A 22,651-nucleotide genomic window follows, 5' to 3' on the forward strand; every position below is an offset into this window, starting at 1 on the left:
TCTTTTTTAGCTCTCCCTTATTAAGAGTTCAATTTCAATACTTTAGAGGTATAATTACGAGTTTCGGCACACAACTCCGGATCTTCAGCTAATTTCTGTCCGTAGCTTGGTATCATACCTCTTATTTTGGTTTGCCATTCGGCAGTTTGTATCTGTTTTTTAAAACAGCGACCCAAAAGATCAAGCATAATAGATACTGCTGTTGAAGCGCCTGGAGAAGCTCCTAATAAAGCCGCTATAGAACCATCTGCGGCACTTACAACTTCGGTCCCAAATTCCAATATACCACCACCGCTTGCTTTTCTTTTAATGACCTGTACACGTTGGCCAGCAACTTCTAATTCCCAGTCTTTAATATCGGCATTTGGCATAAATTCTTTTAGAGCTTCAAACCTGTCTTCGGGCGATTGACGCACTTGCTCAATCAGGTATTTGGTCAGATCAATATTTTTCAATCCTGCCGATATCATCGGGCGTATGTTATTAAACTTAATAGATTTGGCTAAATCCAGATAAGAACCATTCTTTAAAAATTTGGTTGAAAATCCTGCATAAGGACCAAAAAGCAAAGCTTGCTTGCCATTAATAATGCGGGTGTCTAAATGAGGTACCGACATTGGCGGTGCACCTACCGCAGCCTTACCATACACTTTAGCATGATGCTGAGCAATCACCTTTTCATTGGTACATTTTAACCATTGTCCGCTTACCGGAAAACCACCAAAACCTTTTCCTTCTTTGATATCTGCTTTTTCCAGTAACAATAAAGATCCACCTCCAGCACCGATAAATACAAACTTGGCTTTTCGTTTAGCTTTTTTCCTGTTCTCTAAATTCTTTACCTCGACTTCCCAGGTGCTACCTTCTTTTTCAAGGTCACGAACTTCATGGTGAAAATATAATTTTACATTTTCCTGTTTGCCTAAATAAGCAAACATTTCGCGGGTTAATGAGCCAAAGTTCACGTCTGTTCCCAATTCCATTTTAGTGGCCGCCACCTTCTCTTTAGCATCTCTTCCTTCCATTACCAATGGAATCCACTTGTCTATGGTTTTAGGATCTTCGCTGTACTCCATGTCTTTAAACAGGTGACAAGCTGTAAGATTGGTATGACGGGTTTTTAAGAACTCTACATTTTTTTTGCCCCATACAAAACTTAAATGAGGGATATGTTTGATGAAATCTTCGGGCTTAGATAACACTCCTTTTTGCACCAGATACGCCCAGAACTGCTTAGATACTTCGAAAGATTCTGCGATGCTCACAGCTTTTTTAATTTCTACTGTACCATTCGCTTTTTGTGGTGTATAGTTAAGTTCACAAAAGGCAGAGTGACCTGTTCCGGCATTATTCCAGGCATCAGAGCTTTCGGCCGCAGCAACATCAAGTCTTTCGTAAATTTCAATGCTTAAACCGGGTTCAAGTTCTTTTAAGAGTACACCTAATGTTGCACTCATAATACCTGCTCCTATCAGAACCACATCTACATCGGTTTCGGTAACCGATTTTTTTTTCTTACTCATTAAAAAACCAAATAAAATCTATGTACTCTTAACACCCGGAGTGCTAAAAAGTTTATACTAAAAGTTAAACGTAATTTCTTTCTTTATATCAGGATGCAGGCTATAGGCAACCGGACAAGTTCTTGCCGACCGTTCTATAATTTCTTTTTCTTTAGCAGAATAATTATTTGCAGGAAAATGCAAATCAATCCTGATCTCACTTACCCTACGTGGCTGCTCGGCCATAATTTTGGTAACTTCGGCTGTAGCTCCATCTATATTAAAGCCATGTGTATTTGCCGCTATACCAACAATGGTAAGCATGCAGTTACCCAACGAAGTGGCTAACAGATCTGTGGGCGAGAAAGCTTCTCCTTTACCGTGATTATCTACAGGAGCATCGGTAATAATGGTATTTCCCGATTTTACATGAACCGAAGAAGTTCTTAACCCTCCGGTATAAGTAATTTTTGATGTTGCCATTGCTAAATTTTCTGCAAATTTAAGCTTTGCTATTATTTATTTTGCATATGGCTTTGTCTTTTAAGGGTTTTTAAGTTAATTTCTTATTTTTTTTACATTAGGCTTTCATGTTGCGCAAGCATAATGCCCAATTACTAGCCTTAAACCTAACATGCGTCTAATTTTACTTCCAAAACATTACATGTTTGCAACACATAAGGCTTATAACTATTGGTAAAGATTATTTAACTTTGCAATATGATAGAATTACCTGTTGTAGCTGCTGTTACCGATAAACCGCGTAAACCGGATTGGTTACGAGTTAAATTACCTGTTGGTAAAGAATATGCTCAAGTAAGATCTCTTGTGGATGAACACAAGCTGCATACCATTTGCGAAAGCGGCAACTGCCCTAACATGGGCGAGTGTTGGGGAGCAGGAACAGCCACATTTATGATTTTGGGTAATATCTGTACCCGTTCATGTTCTTTTTGTGCTGTAGCAACCGGCAGACCATTAGCTGTTGACAATGACGAGCCTAATCGTGTAGCCACATCTGTTAAACTAATGGGTGTTAAACATTGCGTAATTACCTCTGTTGATAGGGATGACCTTAAAGATGGCGGTTCTATCATCTGGGCTGAAACCTTAAAAGCGATCAGAAGAGAAAGTCCTATTACTACCTTAGAAACCTTAATTCCTGATTTTAAAGGACAATGGGACAATTTATATCGCGTATTAGAAGAAAGACCAGAAGTTGTTTCGCACAACATGGAAACTGTAAGACGCTTGACCAGACAAGTTCGCATACAAGCTAAATATGACAGAAGTTTAGAATGCCTGAAAAGAATTTCGGAATTTGGTTTACGTACTAAAACCGGTATCATGTTAGGTTTGGGAGAAACTGAAGAAGATGTATTAGAAGCTATGGATGATCTGGTAGCTAACGGTGTACATATCTTAACTTTAGGTCAATATCTACAACCTACAAAAAGCCATCACCCTGTGGTAGATTGGATCCACCCAGACCAGTTTGCTAAATACAAAGAATCAGGTCTTGCCAAAGGCTTAAAATATGTAGAAAGCGGACCTCTGGTACGTTCTTCTTATCATGCAGAAAAACACTTATTCGATATTGAAGGTATAGCTTAATAATAAGCTTTAACATAAGAAAGGCTGTTCAAAAACGCTCTTCCGTCATTCCGTACCAGATACGAATCTTTCAAATCAGGTTTTACGGATTAAGATCCTGAAACAACCTGTCCCGAACTCATTTCGGGAAGTTCAGGATGACAAAGAAATTAAGTTTGAACAGCCTTTTATTTATTTTATAGTTAAGTACTGTAATTTATCTTACAGCCTCATTAAATATCTGTGCAATGATGTTCCATGTAGCATCCGACTGACGTTGCCAGATAAACACATAATTAAAGCTTTCTCTCAGATCAGCTTTATAATCTATGGTTGCAACACCGTAAGTATAAGCATAATCACCTCCTAAAGCTTTATCAGCTTGTACTGTTTTAAGAGAGATTTTATCCATAACTCTATTGTTAAAAGCTAAAATATCATTTTTACCGGTAATGGTTTCCGTTCCAGGGAACTGTAAAACTGCATCATGATTTAAAAAGCCTGCGAAAGCCTGAGGGCCCATTGCTTTTAAAGTGGTATTTAAAGTCTTTTCTGTAGCATAAATAATATCTACCGAAGCTTTTAACTCTTTTGCAGAAGCAAATTTTGGCCTGTAACTATCTTTAGGCTCAACAAAGCTTTTTAATGTTTTTTTATCAAAAGGCTTAACAGCATCTGCTCCAATATCAATAATATATTCCCATTTACCATCAGTAGCCCTCCATACGGTTAAATAATGCCCATATGTTGCTTTACTTCCTTCTGCTACAGTATAATTACCCAACGTAAACCCCCAATCTCCACTTCTTGATACCCGTGCGATTACCGGATCCCAACTTAGGCCAGAAATGTCTTTTGCAATAGCGAAATGTTTTTTGGCATTTACTGGATTTGGTCTGAAAACAATTCCATCCTGGGCCGCAAATTTTGAAAATGCTGCTGAAGTTCCTTCTTTTTTAACTGAAGCTGCAAACTCTTTTTCTGCTTCTACCAATGATTTAGTAGTGCCGTCTGATTTTTGGGCATAAGCATTAGCACAAAGCGTCATCGCTAAAGCTGATATAATAATCTTATTCATGTTTTGGTTTTAATAGATGTAGCGAATATAAAGCTAAGTATTTACTTAGCTCAAAAAAGTATTTAACAATTAAACATCTTATTGGGTTTTTTCGCGGTATATGGTTTCAAGTACCGTTTGCCCAACAGCTTTTAAAGTATTTCTGTCAATATTGTTCATATTATCCAGTTGTGTATGCCAGTTTACATAGAAACCCGAATTATCAGAATAATGAATAATATCTGCTGTTGGTACACCCGCCTGGTTCATCCAAAAATGATCATCTATGATATTTCCTGAAGGCACATTGATAAAATAAGCACCATAACCAATCTCATTACCTACGTTCCATATTTTATTTACCACATTAGCAGCATATTTTCTAGATACTTCATCCTGTGTAAATTGTGCATTGCTACCACCTACCATATCTAGATTAATACCATACATGGCTTTATATCCGGCAATATGTGGATTTTTAGCCCAATATTGTGAGCCCAGGCACCAGGTAGTTTCATTCGGACTGTCGTCATTCGCTTTGCCATAATCTTCAATATCCCATAGAATAAAATCAACTCCTACCTCAGGCTTGCTCTTTTGTATCTGTCTTGCCATTTCCAGGATAACAGCTACGCCACTAGCTCCGTCATTTGCAGCTTCAAAAGCTTTATTTCTCATATCTACATCAGGATCCTGATCCGAAAAAGGACGTGCATCCCAGTGCGCTGTAACCAATACGCGTTGTTTTTTTTCAGGATCAAAAACGGCAACAATATTTTTCAGGGTATGGCTTTTGCCATCATAGGTTTTTACCTGTGTTTGCTGAACACTAACCTTAGCCCCAAAACCGCTTAATTTTTGTTCCAGATAGGCTGCGCATTTAGCATGCGCATCTGTTGAAGGAATACGCGGACCAAAATCTACCTGTGCCTTGGCATAAGCATAAGCGCTATCCGGATCAAATTCAGGTGAAATCAGTTTTACTGTATTTTCTGTACTCTCCTTACCTTCATTATTTTTATTCTGCTGACATGCATGCAAACTAAATAATGCGATAGCCGGGAGTATTAACCATCTCTTTTTCATACTTTATTAACTATATTTTAGTCCAGGTAGTACCTTCTTTACTGTCTTTTAACTGAATACCTATTTTCTGCAAACCTATCCTGATCGAATCTGAGGTAGCATAATCTTTATTGGATTTAGCCTCTTGTCTCAAGTCAATGATCATATCCAGTACATCGTTCAAATCAGTATTATCAGCTTCTTCATTTTTAAGTCCGAAAATATCAAATACGAAATCATGCATCAGTTTTTTCAATTTCTCAAGCTCGCTGGTCGAAATCTTATTGGTACCATCATAAATTGTATTGATAATTCTTGCTGCTTCAAATAATTCTGCAATGGCAATAGGACTGTTAAAATCATCGTTCATTGCATTGATGCAGTTTATTCTTATCGGCTCAATCTCTACATCACTTTGTTCTGATGGCACAAGTTTAGGCAATAAAGCCATTGCGTTCATCAAACGCTTCAATCCCTTTTCAGAAGCATCTAACGCATCGTTACTAAAATCTAATGTACTACGGTAATGAGCCTGCAACATGAAAAAACGAACCGTCATTGGGCTATACCCTTTACGCAACAAAGGGTGATCCCCGGTAAAGAGCTCATGTGGTAAAAATCCGTTTCCTGCAGATTTCGACATCCTTGTACCATTTACAGTAAGCATATTGGTATGCATCCAGTATTTGGCAGGCTGCACATGAGAGCAGGCTTCTGATTGTGCAATCTCGTTGGTATGGTGCGTAGCTGCAAGATCCATACCACCACCGTGTATATCAAATTCCTGTCCCAGATATTTAGCACTCATGGCCGAGCACTCAATATGCCATCCCGGAAAACCCATGCCCCACGGCGAAGGCCATTGCATCAAAGTTTCTGGCTTAGCTTTGATCCACAGTGCAAAATCCAAACGACCACGTTTATCATCCTGACCATTCAGCTCTCTGGTATTGGCCAACATATCCTCTAAATTACGATTGGTAAGAATGGTATAGTTATAGGTTTTGCTGTATTTTTCTACATCAAAATATATGGTTCCATCTATCTCATAAGCATAACCATTATCAATAATAGCTTTTACCATTTCTATCTGTTCAACAATATGCCCGGTAGCTGTTGGCTCAATGCTTGGTGGAAGTGTATTGAACAACCTCAATACCTCATGAAAACCCAACGTGTACTTTTGTACAATCTCCATAGGTTCCAACTGCTCCAGTTTGGCACGTTTAGCAAATTTATCATCACCCTCATCTCTGTCGCCCTCTAAATGACCAGCATCAGTGATGTTACGTACATACCGAACTTTGTAACCTGCATAAGTAAGATACCTGAAAATAAGGTCAAATGAAATAAAAGTACGACAGTTACCTAAATGCACATCACTGTAAACAGTAGGACCGCACACATACATCCCCACATGGGGTGCATTTAAAGGTTCAAAAATCTCTTTTTTGCGAGAAATTGTATTGTATAACTGAAGTTCTTGTATCATATTACAAAGGTAACTTTTTTAGCATTAAACGGTTTTAGTTTTCTTCTGTGCTAAGTAAAGAATTGCCCAATTTAATATCACTGCGCACAGGAAAATGATCTGACAATTTTGCTTTGGAGATGTGGTAGCTGTTGATCTGCAGATTAGAAGAAGTAGCGATATAATCTATCTGGAAATTAGGAAATTTACCATTATAGGTTTTTCCAAATCCCTGCCCTTTTTCTACAAAAGCATTTTTTAAGCCCCGCATTACTTTACTCACCGCATAAGATGCGGGTGTATCGTTAAAGTCGCCGGCAATTATAAAAGGAAGCTTACAATTACGCAGGCTATCTTTAAAAATCTCAACCTGCCCACTTCGTTTCAAGAATGCAGATTTTAGCATTCCGGCTATTCTTCTTGTAGGTCGGTACTGGGCATCCATCTTTTTAGAAACCTGATCTATATAATCATAATCCTGTTTATCAAAAGATATGGATTGAAAGTGTACGTTATAAATCCTTAGTGTCTGATTTTTGAATTGAATATCTGCAAATATGCTTCCATTACCTGCGCTTACCGGTCCATAAATTACCTGCCCGGTATTTTTAATGGGATAGCGTGAAAAAATAGCTGCGCCCCAGGCTTCATAATCATTTTTTACAGAAGGCAGAAAATAATAATATTTTAAACCTAAGCTTTTTTTAACACTGTCAGTAATATCAAATGCACCTTTATAACGGGTATAATACTCCTGAAAACAAATGATATCAGGGTTCTGCTTTTTAATGACCTCAAAAATCTGATCTTTAGTAGAAACATCATTATTCTCGCCATAGCGCTTAAACTGATGCACATTATAAGTCATCAACCTTAAAACATTACGATCTTCTTTTTCGCTACTGCCCTCATCTCCAGAAAACTGATAACTGGCGGTTAAAGGTCCCCATCCGCATAAAATTAAACCAGCAATTACTATAGAAAACAGCCATTTTTTTCTAAACAGCCAATAGATAACCATCAGCACATTTGCAATTAAAAAATAGCTGTATGCCAGGCCAAAAAAAGCAATATAGATGAACTTGCGAGGATCTATTTTACCAGCCGCCATACCCAAAAGCAAACCCAGAACAAAACCTGCCGTAATCAACAGCATCAGTTTATCTATAAATGTAAGTCTGCTCTTTTTTACCATTAATTTTTGCTTGCGTCAAATAAAGTTTGTTTCTCTTTTGCGGTTAAATTACTGTAACCGCTTTTTGATATTTTATCTAAAATGGCATCTATTTCTTGTTGATCTGCTTTCTTAGTCTGGTGTTGATGAGTTGACCTATTTGTGGTATCGCTTTTAACAACCCGTAATTTAGGTTTTCTTTTAAGCAGGTTACTCAAATCATTACCTTTTTGCAACAGCTTAATATAGATAAATCCCCATAATACTCCACCCAAATGTGCCAGACTACCTCCTACATTCATACCCGAAGACGAAGTGCTGATAATGTCTAGCAGGATATAGGCCAACAACAAATATTTTAATTTAACCGTTCCAAATAGCATCAGTCGTATGCTATAATCGGGCAGCAAAGTGGCAATAGCGGTAAAAACTGCCATAACCGCAGCCGAGGCACCAATCAATACTGCACCCGATACCACATCTCTGAAAACAGGAGCGATATTGTAAATCAGCGCAAAGAACAAAGCTCCGGCAAATGCGCCTCCCCAATATACAAAATGAAACTGACGGGTTTTTAAAAAGTCAAGAAATAATTGTCCCATCCAATATAACCAAAGCAGGTTGAATAAAAGATGAAAGAAATCCTGATGAAAAAAAGCATAGGTAATAAGGGTATAGCCTCTGGTTAACCACATATGAGGATCGGCAGGAAAGGCAAAATATTGCTGAGCAAATGCACTCACTGCTCCGTTAAAGCCACTAAAGAACTCCAAAACCGATAAGATACCCGTTACCAAAAATACTGCTGCATTAATACCGATATACAGCATAACAGGGTTACCAGATTTAAATATTCTATACTTTATTTCATTCCAAATATTACTCATAATAATCGTAAAATCTGTTGTTGTCTTTCCAGAGTTTCACCAGTAAAAAGCCAATCAAAGCGCCACCTATATGGGCAAAATGCGCCACCGAATCGCCCTGAAATTTACCCACACCCAGAAACAATTCTAAAACGACATAAACCGGAATTACGTATTTAACTTTTACCGGGACAGGGATAAACATAATGTACAGCTCTACATTTGGATACAGCATGGCAAAAGCTACCAGTAAGCCAAATACTGCACCCGATGCACCAACCATAGGCGTAAAATATACAGAAGCCAGGGTGGCCGATTTTTCCATGGAATACAAAGCCGGATTAAACCTGTCTTTTAAAAACAGATCTAAAGGAATTTGCCCTCTATCTATTGCTGAGCCTGTAATTTGGTAAACCTCAAAAGCCTGTACGGCCCATTGCAAAGCCAAAGCCCCCAAGCCAGTAATCAGGTAAAAATTGATAAAACGTTTTGCTCCCCAGCGCTGTTCTAGCACACTACCAAACATAAATACGGCATACATATTAAAGAAAATATGCATGAAACCGCCATGCATGAACATATAAGTAATAGGTTGCCAGAACCCAAAACGTGGTGAATCAAAATAATAAACACCTAAAACCGTACTTAGATCTACTCGCGTTATAACCATGGTGGCTATAAAGAAGATCACGTTTATGATCAGAATGTTTTTAACTACTGGTGGTATATGAATATTGTTCATACAATAATTTTGCGTTTTTTATGATTTATCAAATTTTGCTGCAAGTTCTGCCAAAGTTAGTGTTTGTATAGTCGCTTTTCCGCTAACACTTGTATTAGGCATTTTACAGGCAAATAATTCTTCTATTAAAGTGTTCATTTCCTGCTGACTTAAAGCTGTACCTGCTTTAATCGCACTATTACGGGCCATACTTCTTGCCAAAGCTTCCCGCTTACTTAATCTTAACTCCTGTTGTGAGTTTTTAAAGCCTTCTATCAGATGCTCAAATAATTCTGTTTCATTCACATTTGTACTCCCTAAATCTGCAGGAACACCCTCTATAATCAAAGTATTCTTACCAAACTCACGCACATCAAAACCTAAGTTTTTAATATCTTCAAGCAAACTTTTTGCCAACTCATAATCGCCGGCAGATAACACTACTGTTTGCGGAAAAAGACTTTGTTGTGAAGCGCCTCTTTTATTCTCAAGATGCATCAAAAAACGCTCATACAAAATGCGTTCATGTGCAGTCTGCTGATCCACAATCATTACCCCAGATTTAATCTGTGATACAATAAAGCGATTGTGTACCTGCATATATTGTTTGCTCGGCACCTCAAAAGCATCATCGTCCTGATCATCTATGTCAATAACCGTTTGTTGGCTCTGCTCAAAATGATTGACCTGATACAAAGACTGCCAGTTTTGTTCTACTTCTTTTTTAGGCGTATAAGTTTTTGAAAAAGCAGAGTCCTTCGGAATAGCACTAGAATTGGTTTTAGACGGTCCAAAAGGATTAAATTCCGGGTTGAAGCTGATACTTGGTGGTACAATATCTTCAGGTGCCTTAGCACTGATCATTCCGCTAAAAGCCGTTTCCTGATCAAAATCTAAAGTTGGCGTAATATTAAATCTACCCAAAGATCTTTTAATTGCCGAGTGTAAGATGGCATAAATAGATTTTTCGTCTATAAACTTAATTTCTGTCTTTGTGGGATGAACATTTACATCAATGTTAGCCGGATCAATATCGATAAACAACACATACAAAGGAAAATTATCATCAGGTAGCAATTCCTGATAAGCCTTGTTTACCGCATGGTTAAGATAGCCATCTTTAATAAAGCGATTATTCACAAAAAAGAACTGCTCTCCACGTGTTTTCTTGGCAAATTCAGGTTTACCGATATATCCCTTAAGGTTAATAATAGAAGTTTCTTCCTCAACAGGAATTAGTCTTTCATTGTAATTGTTACCCAACAAATGCACAATGCGCTGTTTGATGGAGGCCGCCGGAAGACGGTAAATCTCACTGCCATCATGATGCAGGCTGAGCGCAATATGTGGCTTAGCCAAAGCTACCCGCTGAAACTCATCAATGATGTAACGCATTTCAGTAGGATTGCTTTTGAGGAAATTACGACGTGCCGGAGTATTGTAAAACAAATTTTTAACCGATATACTAGTACCATTTGGAGTAGCCACCGGTTCTTGTTTAATAAAATTATAACCTTCTATCTGAACTAAAGTACCCACTTCATCTTCATGTCGTTTGGTTTTTAGTTCCACTTGTGCAATTGCGGCTATAGAAGCCATAGCCTCTCCCCTAAAACCCATGGTACGTATGGCAAACAAATCTTCTGCTTTGCGCACTTTAGAAGTTGCATGACGTTCAAAGCACATACGGGCATCGGTAATGCTCATTCCGCAGCCGTTATCAATCACCTGTATCAGGGCTTTGCCTGCATCTTTTACAATTAACTGTATTTTATCTGCCCCTGCATCAATTGCATTCTCCAAAAGCTCCTTTACTGCCGATGCCGGCCGCTGCACCACCTCTCCTGCTGCAATCTGGTTAGCAACACTATCGGGTAAAAGTTGTATTATATCAGACATCTATTTGTTTTGTACCGTTGCTAATTTAGCGAAAATAAGGCGTACCAATAAAGGCTGTTTTCACATTACTGATACTAAATGACTTAGAAATGGAATTCTAAATGATAGCACAGCAACGATAAGCTATAATGCTTACCTATTGCAAGAAAATCCATAGGATACATTTTTATGAAAAGCTATAATTAACAAGAGTATTACATTTACTTTTTAACCAAAAACGTACAGAGTTTTATATCTTTATCCATATAAACCACCATACAATGAAAAAGATTTTGTTCCTGTTATTGGCAACAGTCCTGTTAAGCTGTAAACAAAATAATGCCGATTTAATTATTTACAATGGTAAGATCTACACTGTAAACCAGAACTTTGATGTAGCCGAAGCAATGGCTGTTAAAGACGGTAAAATTATAGCCGTAGGTAGCAGCGAGCAGATTCAAAAACAATATACGGCCAAAGAAAGTATCGATGCGCAGCAAAAACCCGTATATCCGGGCTTTATAGATGCGCATGCCCATTTTGTGGGTTATGCACAAAGTCTCAAAAATGCCAATTTGGTAGCTGCAAAAAGCTGGGATGAAATTTTAGACCGTTTAAAAGCTTATGCACAAACAGATAAAGAAGGTTGGCTTACCGGGCGTGGCTGGGATCAGAATTTATGGCCTGATAAAAAATTTCCGACTAAAGATAAATTAGATGAATTGTTTCCTGACAGACCCGTTCTTTTAACTCGAATAGACGGACATGCTGCTATTGCCAACCAAAAAGCATTAGATATAGCTGGTGTAAGTAAAGCCATTAAAATAACAGGAGGCGAAGTAGTAGAAGAAAACGGCAAGCTTACAGGCTTATTAGTTGATAATGCTGTAGGTTTGGTATCAGATAAAATCCCTGCTCCTGATCAAAAACAGTTTAAGAAATATTTATTGCAGGCACAGCAAAACTGTTTTGAAGTTGGTTTAACTACCATAGACGATTGTGGCTTGGATTATGAAACCGTAGAAGCATTAGACAAACTACAAAAAGATGGCGACCTGAAAATGAAATTATATGTATTGCTGTCTGATTCTGAAAAGAATTATGATTTCTTGTTTAAAAAAGGTCCTATCAAGACCGATTTTTTAAATGTAAGAGGTTTTAAAGTGTATGCCGATGGTGCATTGGGTTCACGTGGCGCATGTCTGCTTCAGCATTACAGCGATATGCCTAACAAAACAGGTTTCTTGTTAAGCGAGCCTAAACATTTTGAAGAAGTAGCCAAAAAAATCAACGAACATGGTTTTCAGATGTGTACACATGCCATTGGTGATTCTGCAAACCGCACTATTTTAAAAATCTATAATCAGGTATTGGGTGGCAAAAATGATAAACGCTGGCGTATAGAACATGCTCAGGTTGTAGCTCCGCAAGATTTTAACCTATTCGGTTCAGCGAGCGTTATTCCTTCGGTTCAACCTACACATGCTACTTCAGATATGTACTGGGCTAAAGACCGTTTAGGTGCAGAGCGCATCAAAACTGCCTACGCTTATAAACAATTGTTACAACAAAACGGATGGCTTGCTTTAGGTACTGATTTCCCGGTTGAACATATCAATCCAATGCTTACCTTTTATGCAGCTACTTTAAGAATAGACAGTCAAAATTACCCAAAAGGAGGTTTCCAGATTGAAAATGCATTAACTCCTGAAGAAACCTTACGCGGCATGACCATCTGGGCAGCAAAAGCCAATTTTGAAGAAAAAGAAAAAGGAAGCCTGGAAACGGGAAAATTCGCCGATTTCATTATCATGGAAAATGATCTGATGCAGGCCAATGCTCAACAAATCTTACAGAATAAAGTATTAAAAACCTACGTAAACGGCCAAAAAGTATATGAAAAAAAATAATTTAAAAACCCTGTTAACACTCTGTTTCGCTGCAATTATTACTACTACTGCATGTGCACAGGAACATAAAAAGAACCAGACCAGGTTAAAGGAGATTGAACATGCTATCAGCAATACAGTTCTCTTAAATAACCAGAATAATGTTATTCCTATAAAAGGCCTGGCCCAGAAAAGATTTGTTTCAGTGAATTTAGGTTATGAAAACCAAGTGGCTTTTGACAGTCTCTTAAATAAATATGCAGATGTAAAGCTGACTGATGCAGCTATCTACAAAGATTCTGCTTCGTACAATAATTTAGAAGACGACCTAAAATTCTACAATACCGTTATTATAGCCTTAAATGATAAAATGGCCCTTAATGGTAAGAACATTAGTTTTATCAGCAACTTAACTAAAAGCAAACAGGTTATTGTTGCTTTGTTTGGACATGGCTCAAGCTTGGCTTCTTTTGATAATCTAAATATGCCTATTGTATGGATTAACTCCAACAACAATGAATCGGCCATGGTTTCGCCACAAATTATATTTGGCGGTATAGGCGCTTCGCAAACCTTAACTAAAGCACATTCGGGTAAATACACCGTTGGCTCTGGTTACAAAACAACCGCAACAAGGCTTAAATATACCGTTCCGGAAGATGCAGATGTAAACAGTGATGACTTAAAAGAAATCGACAATATCATACTTGATGGTATTAAACAGAAAGCTGCTCCGGGAATGGAAGTTTTAGTGGCAAAAGATGGCAAAGTAATTTACAACAAAGCCTTTGGCTATCATACTTATGCCAACACTATGCCGGATAAGTTATCTGATATTTTTGATTTGGCTTCAGTTACCAAAATTACCGCTACCACACCCAGTGTAATGCGTTTGGTTGAGCAGGGCAAATTGAATTTAGACACCAATATTGGTTATTATATTGCCAAAGCCCGCAATACGCCAATGAACAACATTCACGTACGAGAGGTAATGTTGCACCAGGCAGGTTTTATCCCTTATATCCCTTTCCATAATTTTGTTAAAGAAGGCGATTACAGCAGGGATTCTTCTGCTGCTTACCCTACAAAGGTTGCCGACAATTACTACATCAAAAAAGGTTTTTTCAATGATTTTATGTGGCCTAAAATGTTAAACTCGCCCATTAAAACCAGAGGAAGTTATGTTTACAGCGATATCAGCATGTATGTAATGCAGGATATTGTAGAGCATCTTACGCAAGAACCTTTAGATAAATACACTCAGGAAAATTTCTATACACCTTTGGGAATGTACCGCACAGGTTTTTTACCACGTAATCGTTTCAGCAAAGATGAAATCATTCCAACTGAAGATGATCAGGCCTTCAGAAAAACTTTACTGGAAGGATATGTACATGATCAGGGTGCGGCTTTAAAAGGAGGTGTTGCCGGACATGCGGGTTTATTTGGCTCAGCCAACGATCTGGCTATTTATTACCAAATGCTACTTAATCAGGGCACTTATGGTGGCGAGCAATATTTTACACCACAAACAGTACAAACTTTTACCAGCAAGCAATCAAATGTAAGTCGCCGTGGTTTAGGTTTTGACAGATGGGATTCGGATTTAACCAAGAAATATCCTTCAGAACTGGCATCTCCTCAAACCTTTGGTCATACCGGCTATACAGGTATAGGAGTTTGGGTAGATCCTGCAAGAAACATGGTTTATATCTTTTTATCAAACCGCGTTAACCCTACGGTTACAGAGGTATTAGGTAGGTTGAATATTCGTCCACGTATTGAAGATGTGATCAACAAAGCCATTGATAAAGGCAAAAAATAAACATAGTATGTCACATTGAGCTTGTCGAAATGTAATTCCTGCAAATCAGGCTTCGACAGGCTCAGCCTGACATACGGCTTTAATAAAAGCACAGAACTTTTTTCTTCCTTTATTATTGTCATGCTGAACACGTTTCAGCATCTTTAGCATTAGATTCCGAAATAAATTCGGAATGACGACTGGATAGGGCTAAGCGAATAATAAATTACTCATCTTCGGCTCTGCAGCTACCCTCATGCTTAACCGGAAAATTTAATGAATTGGCTATAAAGCATTTTTTATTGGCTTCTTTATGCAAACGTAAAGCAAGATCCTTATGTTCTTTTTTAGATATAACCACCAAAGGGTTTAAGGTTATCTCACTAAATTTACCACTTCCATCAGCACTTTCAATCATGGTGCCTACAGCATTATCCTGATATTCGATAACGACTACACCATTTTCAGCACAAAGGTGTAAATACCATAGCATATGACATGAGGAAACAGAAGCCAACAGCAAGTCTTCGGGATTATGTTTGGTTTTATCTCCTAGAAAGATAGAATCAGAAGAACCTGAAAGAGGTGCTTTTCCTTCAACTTCAACTTTAAAATCCCTGTCGTATGAACGGTAATCCATAGTACCTGAACCTTTGTTTCCTTCCCAGGTTAGATTGGTTTTGTAAAGATGCTGCTTTGCCATAAGTTTCGATTTTCTTAGAGCAATTTAAGATTAAAATGTGATTTTTTCCAGTTTTTGCGCCAAAACTTCAGATATTTTACGATATGAATCAAAAGTCCACCCGGCAACATGCGGGCTTAATAATACTTTATCATTTTGCTGCAATTCATGATACCAAGTCTGTTCGGCCAATGCCGGAAATTTTTCTACTTCCAATACATCTAGCCCGGCACCCAGTATTTTGCCTGCTTTGATGTAATTCAGTACAGCCTGTGTATTTACAATTTCGCCACGGCTTACATTCAAAAAGAAAATAGGCTTTTTAAAATGGAAAAAATACTCGTCATTTACCATTTGCCGGGTTTCACGCGTAAGCGGAATGTGCAAACTTAAAACATCGCTATGCTTTACAATTTCCTCCATGCTCACTTCACGAACAAGCTCAGTACCAAATCCCGTTTTATATTTATCGTAAGCTATAATGTTTAGCCCAAAACCACTCAGTTTTTGTGCAAAAGATTGTCCCATAAAACCAAACCCGATAATACCTACGGTTTTACCTTTCAACTCATAGCCACGGTTCCCTTCTCTGTTCCAGATACCTGTTCTTATTTCGTTATCAGCTTTACGGAAATTGTTCATCAGGCTTAACAACATACCTACTGTATGCTCACCAACTGCATCCATATTCCCCTCATTGGCTGCCAGTAATTCTATGCCACGTTCTTTGGCAATTTCTACATCAATATTATCTAAGCCGGCACCCGCACGAGCCACAAACCTTAATTGTGGAGCGGAATCCATCATTTCACGATCTATTCTGAATTTAGTTCTTACCGCAATTCCAGCATAATTTTTAATGACTGATAAGGTTTCTGCCCTACTTATTTGAGGGAGGTCATCAACCTCATAACCTAAAGCAATTGCTTTTTCTTTAAAAGCAGGATGCAGATCATCAACAATTAGTATGCGCTTATTCATGGTGCTTTTTTATATAATCTAAAGTTTGTGCAATCCAATCAGCTGTAGTTGCATTGAGTTTTACATCAGGTTTAATGCCTATATCTTCAACGGCAAGTTCTTCTTTTATGCCATTCATATCTGTAGGGTAAAAAGTAAATCGTTTACTGGGCAGAGTCACGTTATTACCATAATTACTACCATAAGTAATCTGGCCTCTGGTTTCTGTACCTAAAGTGGTCACGTTTTTCAATTTTCTTACCTTTAAAATAAATTGTTCGGCATTACTTACAGTATATGCATTTTGCAAAATATAGATTTTGCCTTTATATTTCTTTAACAAAGAGATGAATTGCTGTGATGTTTTATAACCGCCACCGCCATTATTCCTAAGATCAACAATTAAAAAAAGATACTTGAGCGAATCTGCTATCTGTTGATAGAATGCTGTCGCTTTTTCGATATTCTTCGGATTTGAAGCAAAACTGCTTAAACGCAGGTAGGCTGTTTGTTCATTTAACAATTTGAACTCATAGCTTTCTTTTACGTTGCTTAACAGCGCATGATTTGTCGTGGTAAACTTCCTGAAAGGAGTTCCGATCAAATCGCCATCTACAAGTTTTACATTTCTTATTAAAATATAAGGAACCTGCCCATTTGAAAACAGAATAGCATCAAAACTGGAATGAGGGGTCTTAAAGATATAACCCGACAACAGCCCTGTTTTAACGTTGGCAATATGATACTCATTCGCATTTTTGTAAATCGCGAATCCTGCCCCCTGTACATCATAAATACCTTCCAAACTGTCAGGATGGATTTTTTTCAGATTCTCTGAATCAAATTGCGCTTTTATTGCAGGCCATTTATGCGCTGAGCCGGGTGTTCGATAAAAACCAAGATGATTATCCTTTAAGGGAATAATCAAGCGGCAAAGCTGTTTGAAAACTTCGAACTCATTGGTATCGGTAAGTGAACTTTTCAATTCGCTATACAACTGATGGTAAGCTTTGTTATTCTTAAGCTGATCTTTGTAAGATTTAGTTTGTGTTATTGCATGGTATAAAGCATCTATATCTGCCTCATTGCTGTTTTGTGCAAACAGAATATTAAAAGAAAGTATTCCGGCTAAAATCAGTATCCATTTTTTCATATTACATAAGACGCTGCTTTTAATTCTTTAGCTGCATGGTAGCCACAAAATTAGTGAGTTCAATAAAGTCATTCACTGTAAGTTGTTCAGCTCTTTTTTCATAAAAAGGATGTTCGCCCAAACGGTCTTTTGATAGCACAGCAGACAAAGCATTACGCAAGGTTTTTCTACGTTGATTAAAACCCGCTTTTACCACACGCCAAAACAACTTTTCATCACATGGTAGGTTTTCAACCTGATTTCTGGATAAACGGATAACACCCGAATTTACTTTAGGTGGCGGATTAAATGTACCCGGCTTTACCGTAAACAAATAATCGATATCATAGTAAGCCTGTATCAATACGCTCAAAATGCCATATTCTTTGGTTCCGGCTTTTGCAGCACAGCGCTCTGCTACCTCTTTCTGAAACATCCCAACCATTTCAGGAATCTGTTGCCTATTATCTAAAATTTTAAATAAAATTTGTGAAGAGATATTATAAGGGAAGTTACCGATTACGGCAAATTTACCAGAAAAAATATCCTGAAAATTAAGCTTTAAAAAATCGCCGTTAATGAGTCTATTGCCTAATTGCGGATATTTATCCTGCAGGTAATGAAAAGATTCTACATCTATATCTATCAAATAAGTTTGCAGGTCTTTTCTGTTCAGTAAAAAATCAGACAAAATACCCATTCCCGGTCCAACTTCTAACACTTCATGGTATTCATCAGTATGGATCAATCCGTTTACAATTCTTTCGGCAATACCTTTATCCGTTAAAAAATGCTGACCTAAATGTTTTTTTGCTTTTACTGAACTCATATTTAATGTAATATAGCCGATGCTATAGGTACAAAGGTAATTTTTTTAGTTCAGATATGAGATAGCAGCAAGTACAGACACATTCTCTCCATATAAACCGGGTAGATTTTTGCGGTTAAGTACAAGAATCGCTAATTTGCGCTAAATTTGATTTTATGAGCAAAGTAAAAATAGGTATCAGTATTGGCGATGTAAACGGTATTGGTTTAGAAGTGATCTTAAAAACCCTTTCCGAAAATAAGATCTTGGATTACTGCACTCCTGTTGTTTACGGACATACCAAGGTGGCGTCTTTTCACAGAAAAGCCTTACACTTAAACGATTTCATGTTTAACGTTGTACCTAACGCCGAAGCTGCTGTTGCCCATAAAGCCAATATGATCAATTGCTGGGAAGAGGATGTAAAAATAGACCTTGGACAAGCCAATGAAACAGGCGGAAAGTATGCTTTTTTATCTTTACAGAAAGCTACCGATGATTTAGTAAATGGCAAGATTGATGCATTGGTTACTGCACCTATTAACAAAAACAATATCCAGTCTGAGCAATTTAACTTTGCCGGACATACCGAATATCTACAGGAAAGGGCGAAAAGTAAAGATGCTTTGATGTTCCTGATCAGCGATGACCTGAGAGTTGGCGTAGTTACCGGACATATTCCTGTTGCTGATGTCGCAAAAAACATTACCAAAGAAAAAATTGTGCAGAAGTTAAAGCTGATCAATGAGAGCTTAAAAAAGGATTTCTGGATTGAGAAACCAAAAATTGCTGTTTTAGGTTTAAATCCACATGCCAGCGATAATGGTTTAATAGGGAACGAAGAAGCTGAGATAATCAGCCCGGCTATACAGGCAGCATTTGATGAAGGTATTATCTGCTTTGGTCCTTATCCCGCCGATGGTTTCTTTGGCAATGGTACTTACAAACAGTTTGATGCCGTTTTAGCGATGTACCACGATCAAGGCTTAATTCCTTTTAAAACAATTTCTTTTGGTGCGGGCGTAAACTTTACCGCGGGATTAAACTTTGTGCGCACCTCACCTGATCATGGTACCGGATACAACATTGCTGGTAAAAATCAGGCCAATCCTTCTTCTTTTATGGAAGCCTTATTTGCTGCAATACACATTGTGAACAACCGCCGTGAGCAGGAAGCGATGTTAAGCAACCAGCTTAAAACGGGCGGCAAAATCATTGAAACCGCAGCCGACGTAAAAGACGATGCAAATTAAGCGATAAAGTAACTCCATTATACCCGAAATCACGTCACTCTGAATTTATTTCAGAGTCTATGCCCACTAAAATTAGATGCTGAACTTCCCGATTGGTCGGTTCAGCATGAAGATAATTTACTTTATAGGCTTAATTGGTGCAGGTAAAGGAATGTAATCTGTTTCACCAGGTACATGATCAAATTCTTGTGCTACCCATTTTCTTTTAGCTTCTTCTATCAATGCTTTATCACTTGCCACAAAATTCCAGTAAATAAACCGTTCTTCAGGGAAAGGCTCACCGCCAAAAATATAAACACTGGTATTTTCCTGCATGGTAAATTCGCACAAAATACCTTCTTTAGCTACTAATAAATTTTTCGGCCCGAAAACATTTCCTTCACTCTCTACTGCGCCTTCAAGAATATATAAACCACTTTCTCCAAATAACTGATGGCCTAAATTAATGGTTTGTTTTTCTTTGGTTCTGATTTCTAAAAGATACAAAGGACTGTAAACAGGTACCGGCGACCGATGCCCCAAAACCTCTCCTGCAATCAATTTAAAAGATACTCCGTTTTCTTCCCACGAAGGTATATCTGCCGCTTCAACGTGGAAAAATTCAGGTTTCATCTGTTCCAAATGTTTTGGCAAAGCAACCCAAATCTGCAAGCCATGCATTTGTCCTTCACGTTTGGCATGTACCGGCATTCTCTCTGAATGGACAATACCTTTTCCGGCCGTCATCCAGTTTACCTGACCGGGTTTAATTTCTACTACCGAGCCTAAGCTGTCGCGGTGCATGATGCTACCTTCAAACAGGAAAGTCAATGTTGACAAACCAATATGCGGATGCGGGCCAATATCAATATTTGCGTTACCCGACAAATCTACCGGACCCATATGATCTATAAAACAGAAAGGACCTACCAAGCGTTTTTCCCTAAATGGTAATAAGCGTCCTACCATGAAATTCCCAATTAAGCTGGGACGTTCTTCTATAACGAGCTGGATATTTGACATATTTTTAGCTTTTAACAAATATAACTCAAATAAAGTTCTGTATCACATCACTACTTTTCAGAACACCGTCATAAAATCTTTATGCACAAAAAAGCCCCCGACGTGCGGAGGCTATATTTTAATTTATACGTTGAATTATGCTTGTTGTAAGCCTGGCATCTCAACCATTTCGTTCACATCAGCCTGGTAATCTACTCCAGCCACATCAAAACCAAATAGGTTTAGGAAATCATGTTTGTAACCAGCTAAATCACCTATTTTAGGTAAAGTCTCTTCAGTAGCATCTTTCCATAATTCTTTAATCTGGCTTTGCACATCCTCACGCATTTCCCAATCATCCACTCTAATCCTTCCTTTATCGTCAACCGGAGGATTTCCTCCCTTATATAATCTGTCGCTAAATAAACGCTGCATCTGCTCAATACATCCCTCATGAATACCCTTTTCTTTCATGATTTTGTATAATAACGAGATATACAAAGGAATTACAGGAATAGCCGAGCTTGCCTGCGTTACTAAGGCTTTATTTACAGAAACGTAAGCTTTACCTTTAATATCAGCCAGTTTATCGCTAATGGTAAATGCTGTTGCCTCCAAATGATCTTTTGCACGACCTATTGTTCCTTTACGGTAAACCGCTTCAGTTACTTCTGGGCCAATATAAGAGTAAGCAACGGTTGTTGCACCTTCTGCTAAAACACCTGCGGCTTTCAAATCATCCATCCACATCTCCCAATCTTCACCACCCATAACGGCTACGGTATTGGCAATTTCTTCTTCATTTGCAGGCTCTATTGATACATTAGATACAACACCCGTGTGAAAATCTACCGTTTTATCTGTAAATACACTACCGATAGGCTTTAAAGTTGAACGGTGTAATACACCTGTTTTAGGGTTAGTTCTTACCGGCGAGGCCAAGCTATAAATAACCAAATCTATCTGACCTAGGTCAGCTTTGATCAAATTGATAGTTTGCTGTTTTACTTCATCAGAGAAAGCATCTCCGTTGATGCTCTTAGCATATAATCCGTCTGCCTGTGCCTGAGTTTCAAAAGCAGCCGTGTTATACCATCCCGGTGAAGCTGTTTTACCTTCCTTAGGCTCTTTCTCAAAATAAACACCAATGGTTGCAGCACCTGCACCATAAGCAGCAGTAATTCTTGAGGCTAATCCAAAACCAGTACTTGCACCTATTACCAGCACATTTTTAGGGCCATCAATCTTACCTTTTGACTTTACATATTCGATCTGGTTTTTAACGTTCTGAGCACAGCCCACTGGATGAGCTGTTAAACAGATAAAACCACGCATTCTTGGTTCAATAATCATATTCGCTTATTTTTTTAAAGCTGGTAGCCCAGCTTTTTTTGTCAAAACTATCCTAATTTTTTATTCTATGCAAATTACAATTTTTTCAAACGAAAAAGGAAATGGTTAAGCAGCCTATGAATTCATGATTTTAAAATCATTAAATACAATATATTTGACCAAACAAAACTATACATCATGCTAAAAAAAGGCGAACACATAGAAGGCGTTCCTTCAGAATTACAGCAGTTGCTTGACCACGATAAAGAAGCAAACGATTTTTTTGAAACCTTAACCAAATCATACAAACAAGGTTACTGCGACTGGGTAGGTTCTGCCAAACAGGAAGCTACCAGACACACAAGAGCAGAAAAAGCAATTTTAATGCTGAGAAACAAGCAAAAGACTTTAAAAACAGTTTAACAGGCCTGTCCCAAAGAACTGTAAAAATCCGATCATATTAACACATTTACATCTATTTAA

At 38.0% G+C, this 22,651-nt stretch carries 20 protein-coding genes; 5 read left to right on the top strand and 15 right to left on the bottom strand.

All coding sequences use genetic code 11. From position 1 onward, the window contains the following. Window positions 1-20: 20 nt before the first annotated feature. Together MMF97_RS01320 and MMF97_RS01325 are read right to left on the bottom strand one after the other, a co-directional pair. A complete protein-coding gene (locus MMF97_RS01320; protein WP_243357808.1) occupies window positions 21-1,523 on the bottom strand; it encodes a malate:quinone oxidoreductase in 1,503 nt (500 codons plus the stop codon). Between the two features lie 57 nt (window positions 1,524-1,580). After that, on the bottom strand, window positions 1,581-1,985 hold the full coding sequence (locus tag MMF97_RS01325) for an OsmC family protein (RefSeq protein ID WP_243357810.1): 405 nt from the start codon (window positions 1,983-1,985) through the stop codon (window positions 1,581-1,583). A 237-nt stretch (window positions 1,986-2,222) separates the two neighbouring features. Between MMF97_RS01325 and lipA the strand changes: the two genes are divergently transcribed. Then, window positions 2,223-3,116 (top strand): lipoyl synthase, encoded by an 894-nt coding sequence (lipA, locus tag MMF97_RS01330; RefSeq protein WP_243357813.1) that lies wholly within the window; start codon window positions 2,223-2,225, stop codon window positions 3,114-3,116. Between the two features lie 196 nt (window positions 3,117-3,312). Here lipA and MMF97_RS01335 read toward each other — a convergent pair whose 3' ends face one another. The 7 genes from MMF97_RS01335 to mutL form a co-directional block, all read right to left on the bottom strand. Next, a complete protein-coding gene (locus MMF97_RS01335; RefSeq protein ID WP_243357815.1) occupies window positions 3,313-4,173 on the bottom strand; it encodes a nuclear transport factor 2 family protein in 861 nt (286 codons plus the stop codon). 78 nt (window positions 4,174-4,251) lie between these two features. Continuing rightward, complete coding sequence (locus tag MMF97_RS01340; RefSeq protein ID WP_243357816.1) at window positions 4,252-5,238, bottom strand: M28 family peptidase; 987 nt, start codon at window positions 5,236-5,238, stop codon at window positions 4,252-4,254. 10 nt (window positions 5,239-5,248) lie between these two features. Next, on the bottom strand, window positions 5,249-6,709 hold the full coding sequence (gene cysS, locus MMF97_RS01345) for a cysteine--tRNA ligase (RefSeq protein WP_243357818.1): 1,461 nt from the start codon (window positions 6,707-6,709) through the stop codon (window positions 5,249-5,251). 34 nt (window positions 6,710-6,743) lie between these two features. Continuing rightward, window positions 6,744-7,883, bottom strand: a complete 1,140-nt coding sequence (locus MMF97_RS01350) for an endonuclease/exonuclease/phosphatase family protein (protein WP_243357820.1) — start codon at window positions 7,881-7,883, stop codon at window positions 6,744-6,746. Next, window positions 7,883-8,749: a rhomboid family intramembrane serine protease gene (locus MMF97_RS01355; protein ID WP_243357823.1), complete on the bottom strand. Its 867-nt coding sequence runs from the start codon at window positions 8,747-8,749 to the stop codon at window positions 7,883-7,885. The genes MMF97_RS01350 and MMF97_RS01355 overlap by 1 nt, the downstream gene beginning before the upstream one ends. Continuing rightward, window positions 8,742-9,470 carry a rhomboid family intramembrane serine protease gene (locus MMF97_RS01360; protein WP_243357824.1) on the bottom strand — a complete coding sequence of 243 codons (729 nt, stop codon included), beginning with the start codon at window positions 9,468-9,470 and terminating at the stop codon, window positions 8,742-8,744. Before MMF97_RS01360 ends, MMF97_RS01355 begins: the two co-directional genes overlap by 8 nt. Before the next feature lie 18 nt (window positions 9,471-9,488). Then, on the bottom strand, window positions 9,489-11,348 hold the full coding sequence (gene mutL, locus MMF97_RS01365; protein ID WP_243357827.1) for a DNA mismatch repair endonuclease MutL: 1,860 nt from the start codon (window positions 11,346-11,348) through the stop codon (window positions 9,489-9,491). Window positions 11,349-11,608: 260 nt separating this feature from the next. Here mutL and MMF97_RS01370 point away from each other — a divergent pair, with 260 nt between their 5' ends. Together MMF97_RS01370 and MMF97_RS01375 are read left to right on the top strand one after the other, a co-directional pair. Next, complete coding sequence (locus tag MMF97_RS01370; protein ID WP_243357829.1) at window positions 11,609-13,237, top strand: amidohydrolase; 1,629 nt, start codon at window positions 11,609-11,611, stop codon at window positions 13,235-13,237. After that, window positions 13,224-15,041, top strand: coding sequence for a serine hydrolase domain-containing protein (locus tag MMF97_RS01375; RefSeq protein ID WP_243357831.1), 1,818 nt, complete (start codon window positions 13,224-13,226; stop codon window positions 15,039-15,041). Before MMF97_RS01370 ends, MMF97_RS01375 begins: the two co-directional genes overlap by 14 nt. A gap of 205 nt (window positions 15,042-15,246) precedes the next feature. On the opposite strand, the gene MMF97_RS01380 is transcribed toward MMF97_RS01375, so the two are convergent. From MMF97_RS01380 to rsmA, 4 genes are read right to left on the bottom strand one after another with little or no spacing between them, the layout of a single operon-like run. After that, window positions 15,247-15,723, bottom strand: coding sequence for an OsmC family protein (locus tag MMF97_RS01380; protein ID WP_243357833.1), 477 nt, complete (start codon window positions 15,721-15,723; stop codon window positions 15,247-15,249). 30 nt (window positions 15,724-15,753) lie between these two features. Further along, window positions 15,754-16,683 carry an NAD(P)-dependent oxidoreductase gene (locus MMF97_RS01385; RefSeq protein WP_243357836.1) on the bottom strand — a complete coding sequence of 310 codons (930 nt, stop codon included), beginning with the start codon at window positions 16,681-16,683 and terminating at the stop codon, window positions 15,754-15,756. Continuing rightward, window positions 16,676-17,815, bottom strand: coding sequence for a S41 family peptidase (locus MMF97_RS01390; protein ID WP_243357838.1), 1,140 nt, complete (start codon window positions 17,813-17,815; stop codon window positions 16,676-16,678). Before MMF97_RS01390 ends, MMF97_RS01385 begins: the two co-directional genes overlap by 8 nt. Window positions 17,816-17,834: 19 nt before the next feature. Further along, window positions 17,835-18,623: a 16S rRNA (adenine(1518)-N(6)/adenine(1519)-N(6))-dimethyltransferase RsmA gene (rsmA, locus tag MMF97_RS01395; protein WP_243357840.1), complete on the bottom strand. Its 789-nt coding sequence runs from the start codon at window positions 18,621-18,623 to the stop codon at window positions 17,835-17,837. Between the two features lie 155 nt (window positions 18,624-18,778). Between rsmA and pdxA the strand changes: the two genes are divergently transcribed. Continuing rightward, complete coding sequence (gene pdxA, locus MMF97_RS01400; RefSeq protein ID WP_243357842.1) at window positions 18,779-19,855, top strand: 4-hydroxythreonine-4-phosphate dehydrogenase PdxA; 1,077 nt, start codon at window positions 18,779-18,781, stop codon at window positions 19,853-19,855. A 117-nt stretch (window positions 19,856-19,972) separates the two neighbouring features. On the opposite strand, the gene MMF97_RS01405 is transcribed toward pdxA, so the two are convergent. Together MMF97_RS01405 and fabV are read right to left on the bottom strand one after the other, a co-directional pair. Further along, the gene (locus tag MMF97_RS01405) at window positions 19,973-20,857 is read right to left on the bottom strand and encodes a pirin family protein (protein WP_243357844.1); all 885 of its coding nucleotides are present in this window, start codon (window positions 20,855-20,857) and stop codon (window positions 19,973-19,975) included. Window positions 20,858-20,992: 135 nt separating this feature from the next. Continuing rightward, window positions 20,993-22,189 carry an enoyl-ACP reductase FabV gene (gene fabV / locus MMF97_RS01410; RefSeq protein WP_243357846.1) on the bottom strand — a complete coding sequence of 399 codons (1,197 nt, stop codon included), beginning with the start codon at window positions 22,187-22,189 and terminating at the stop codon, window positions 20,993-20,995. 177 nt (window positions 22,190-22,366) lie between these two features. Here fabV and MMF97_RS01415 point away from each other — a divergent pair, with 177 nt between their 5' ends. After that, a complete protein-coding gene (locus MMF97_RS01415) occupies window positions 22,367-22,591 on the top strand; it encodes a YdeI/OmpD-associated family protein (RefSeq protein ID WP_243357848.1) in 225 nt (74 codons plus the stop codon). The last annotated feature ends 60 nt before the right edge of the window (window positions 22,592-22,651 follow it).

Source organism: Pedobacter montanisoli (genome assembly GCF_022809115.1).
GTDB lineage: Bacteria > Bacteroidota > Bacteroidia > Sphingobacteriales > Sphingobacteriaceae > Pedobacter > Pedobacter montanisoli.

Bases quoted from the DNA above. Each gene is read 5' to 3' on its own strand.
- MMF97_RS01320 (WP_243357808.1), bottom strand. From the start codon at position 1,523: ATGAGTAAGAAAAAAAAATCGGTTACCGAAACCGATGTAGATGTGGTT.
- MMF97_RS01325 (WP_243357810.1), bottom strand. From the start codon at position 1,985: ATGGCAACATCAAAAATTACTTATACCGGAGGGTTAAGAACTTCTTCG.
- lipA (WP_243357813.1), top strand. From the start codon at position 2,223: ATGATAGAATTACCTGTTGTAGCTGCTGTTACCGATAAACCGCGTAAA.
- MMF97_RS01335 (WP_243357815.1), bottom strand. From the start codon at position 4,173: ATGAATAAGATTATTATATCAGCTTTAGCGATGACGCTTTGTGCTAAT.
- MMF97_RS01340 (WP_243357816.1), bottom strand. From the start codon at position 5,238: ATGAAAAAGAGATGGTTAATACTCCCGGCTATCGCATTATTTAGTTTG.
- cysS (WP_243357818.1), bottom strand. From the start codon at position 6,709: ATGATACAAGAACTTCAGTTATACAATACAATTTCTCGCAAAAAAGAG.
- MMF97_RS01350 (WP_243357820.1), bottom strand. From the start codon at position 7,883: ATGGTAAAAAAGAGCAGACTTACATTTATAGATAAACTGATGCTGTTG.
- MMF97_RS01355 (WP_243357823.1), bottom strand. From the start codon at position 8,749: ATGAGTAATATTTGGAATGAAATAAAGTATAGAATATTTAAATCTGGT.
- MMF97_RS01360 (WP_243357824.1), bottom strand. From the start codon at position 9,470: ATGAACAATATTCATATACCACCAGTAGTTAAAAACATTCTGATCATA.
- mutL (WP_243357827.1), bottom strand. From the start codon at position 11,348: ATGTCTGATATAATACAACTTTTACCCGATAGTGTTGCTAACCAGATT.
- MMF97_RS01370 (WP_243357829.1), top strand. From the start codon at position 11,609: ATGAAAAAGATTTTGTTCCTGTTATTGGCAACAGTCCTGTTAAGCTGT.
- MMF97_RS01375 (WP_243357831.1), top strand. From the start codon at position 13,224: ATGAAAAAAAATAATTTAAAAACCCTGTTAACACTCTGTTTCGCTGCA.
- MMF97_RS01380 (WP_243357833.1), bottom strand. From the start codon at position 15,723: ATGGCAAAGCAGCATCTTTACAAAACCAATCTAACCTGGGAAGGAAAC.
- MMF97_RS01385 (WP_243357836.1), bottom strand. From the start codon at position 16,683: ATGAATAAGCGCATACTAATTGTTGATGATCTGCATCCTGCTTTTAAA.
- MMF97_RS01390 (WP_243357838.1), bottom strand. From the start codon at position 17,815: ATGAAAAAATGGATACTGATTTTAGCCGGAATACTTTCTTTTAATATT.
- rsmA (WP_243357840.1), bottom strand. From the start codon at position 18,623: ATGAGTTCAGTAAAAGCAAAAAAACATTTAGGTCAGCATTTTTTAACG.
- pdxA (WP_243357842.1), top strand. From the start codon at position 18,779: ATGAGCAAAGTAAAAATAGGTATCAGTATTGGCGATGTAAACGGTATT.
- MMF97_RS01405 (WP_243357844.1), bottom strand. From the start codon at position 20,857: ATGTCAAATATCCAGCTCGTTATAGAAGAACGTCCCAGCTTAATTGGG.
- fabV (WP_243357846.1), bottom strand. From the start codon at position 22,189: ATGATTATTGAACCAAGAATGCGTGGTTTTATCTGTTTAACAGCTCAT.
- MMF97_RS01415 (WP_243357848.1), top strand. From the start codon at position 22,367: ATGCTAAAAAAAGGCGAACACATAGAAGGCGTTCCTTCAGAATTACAG.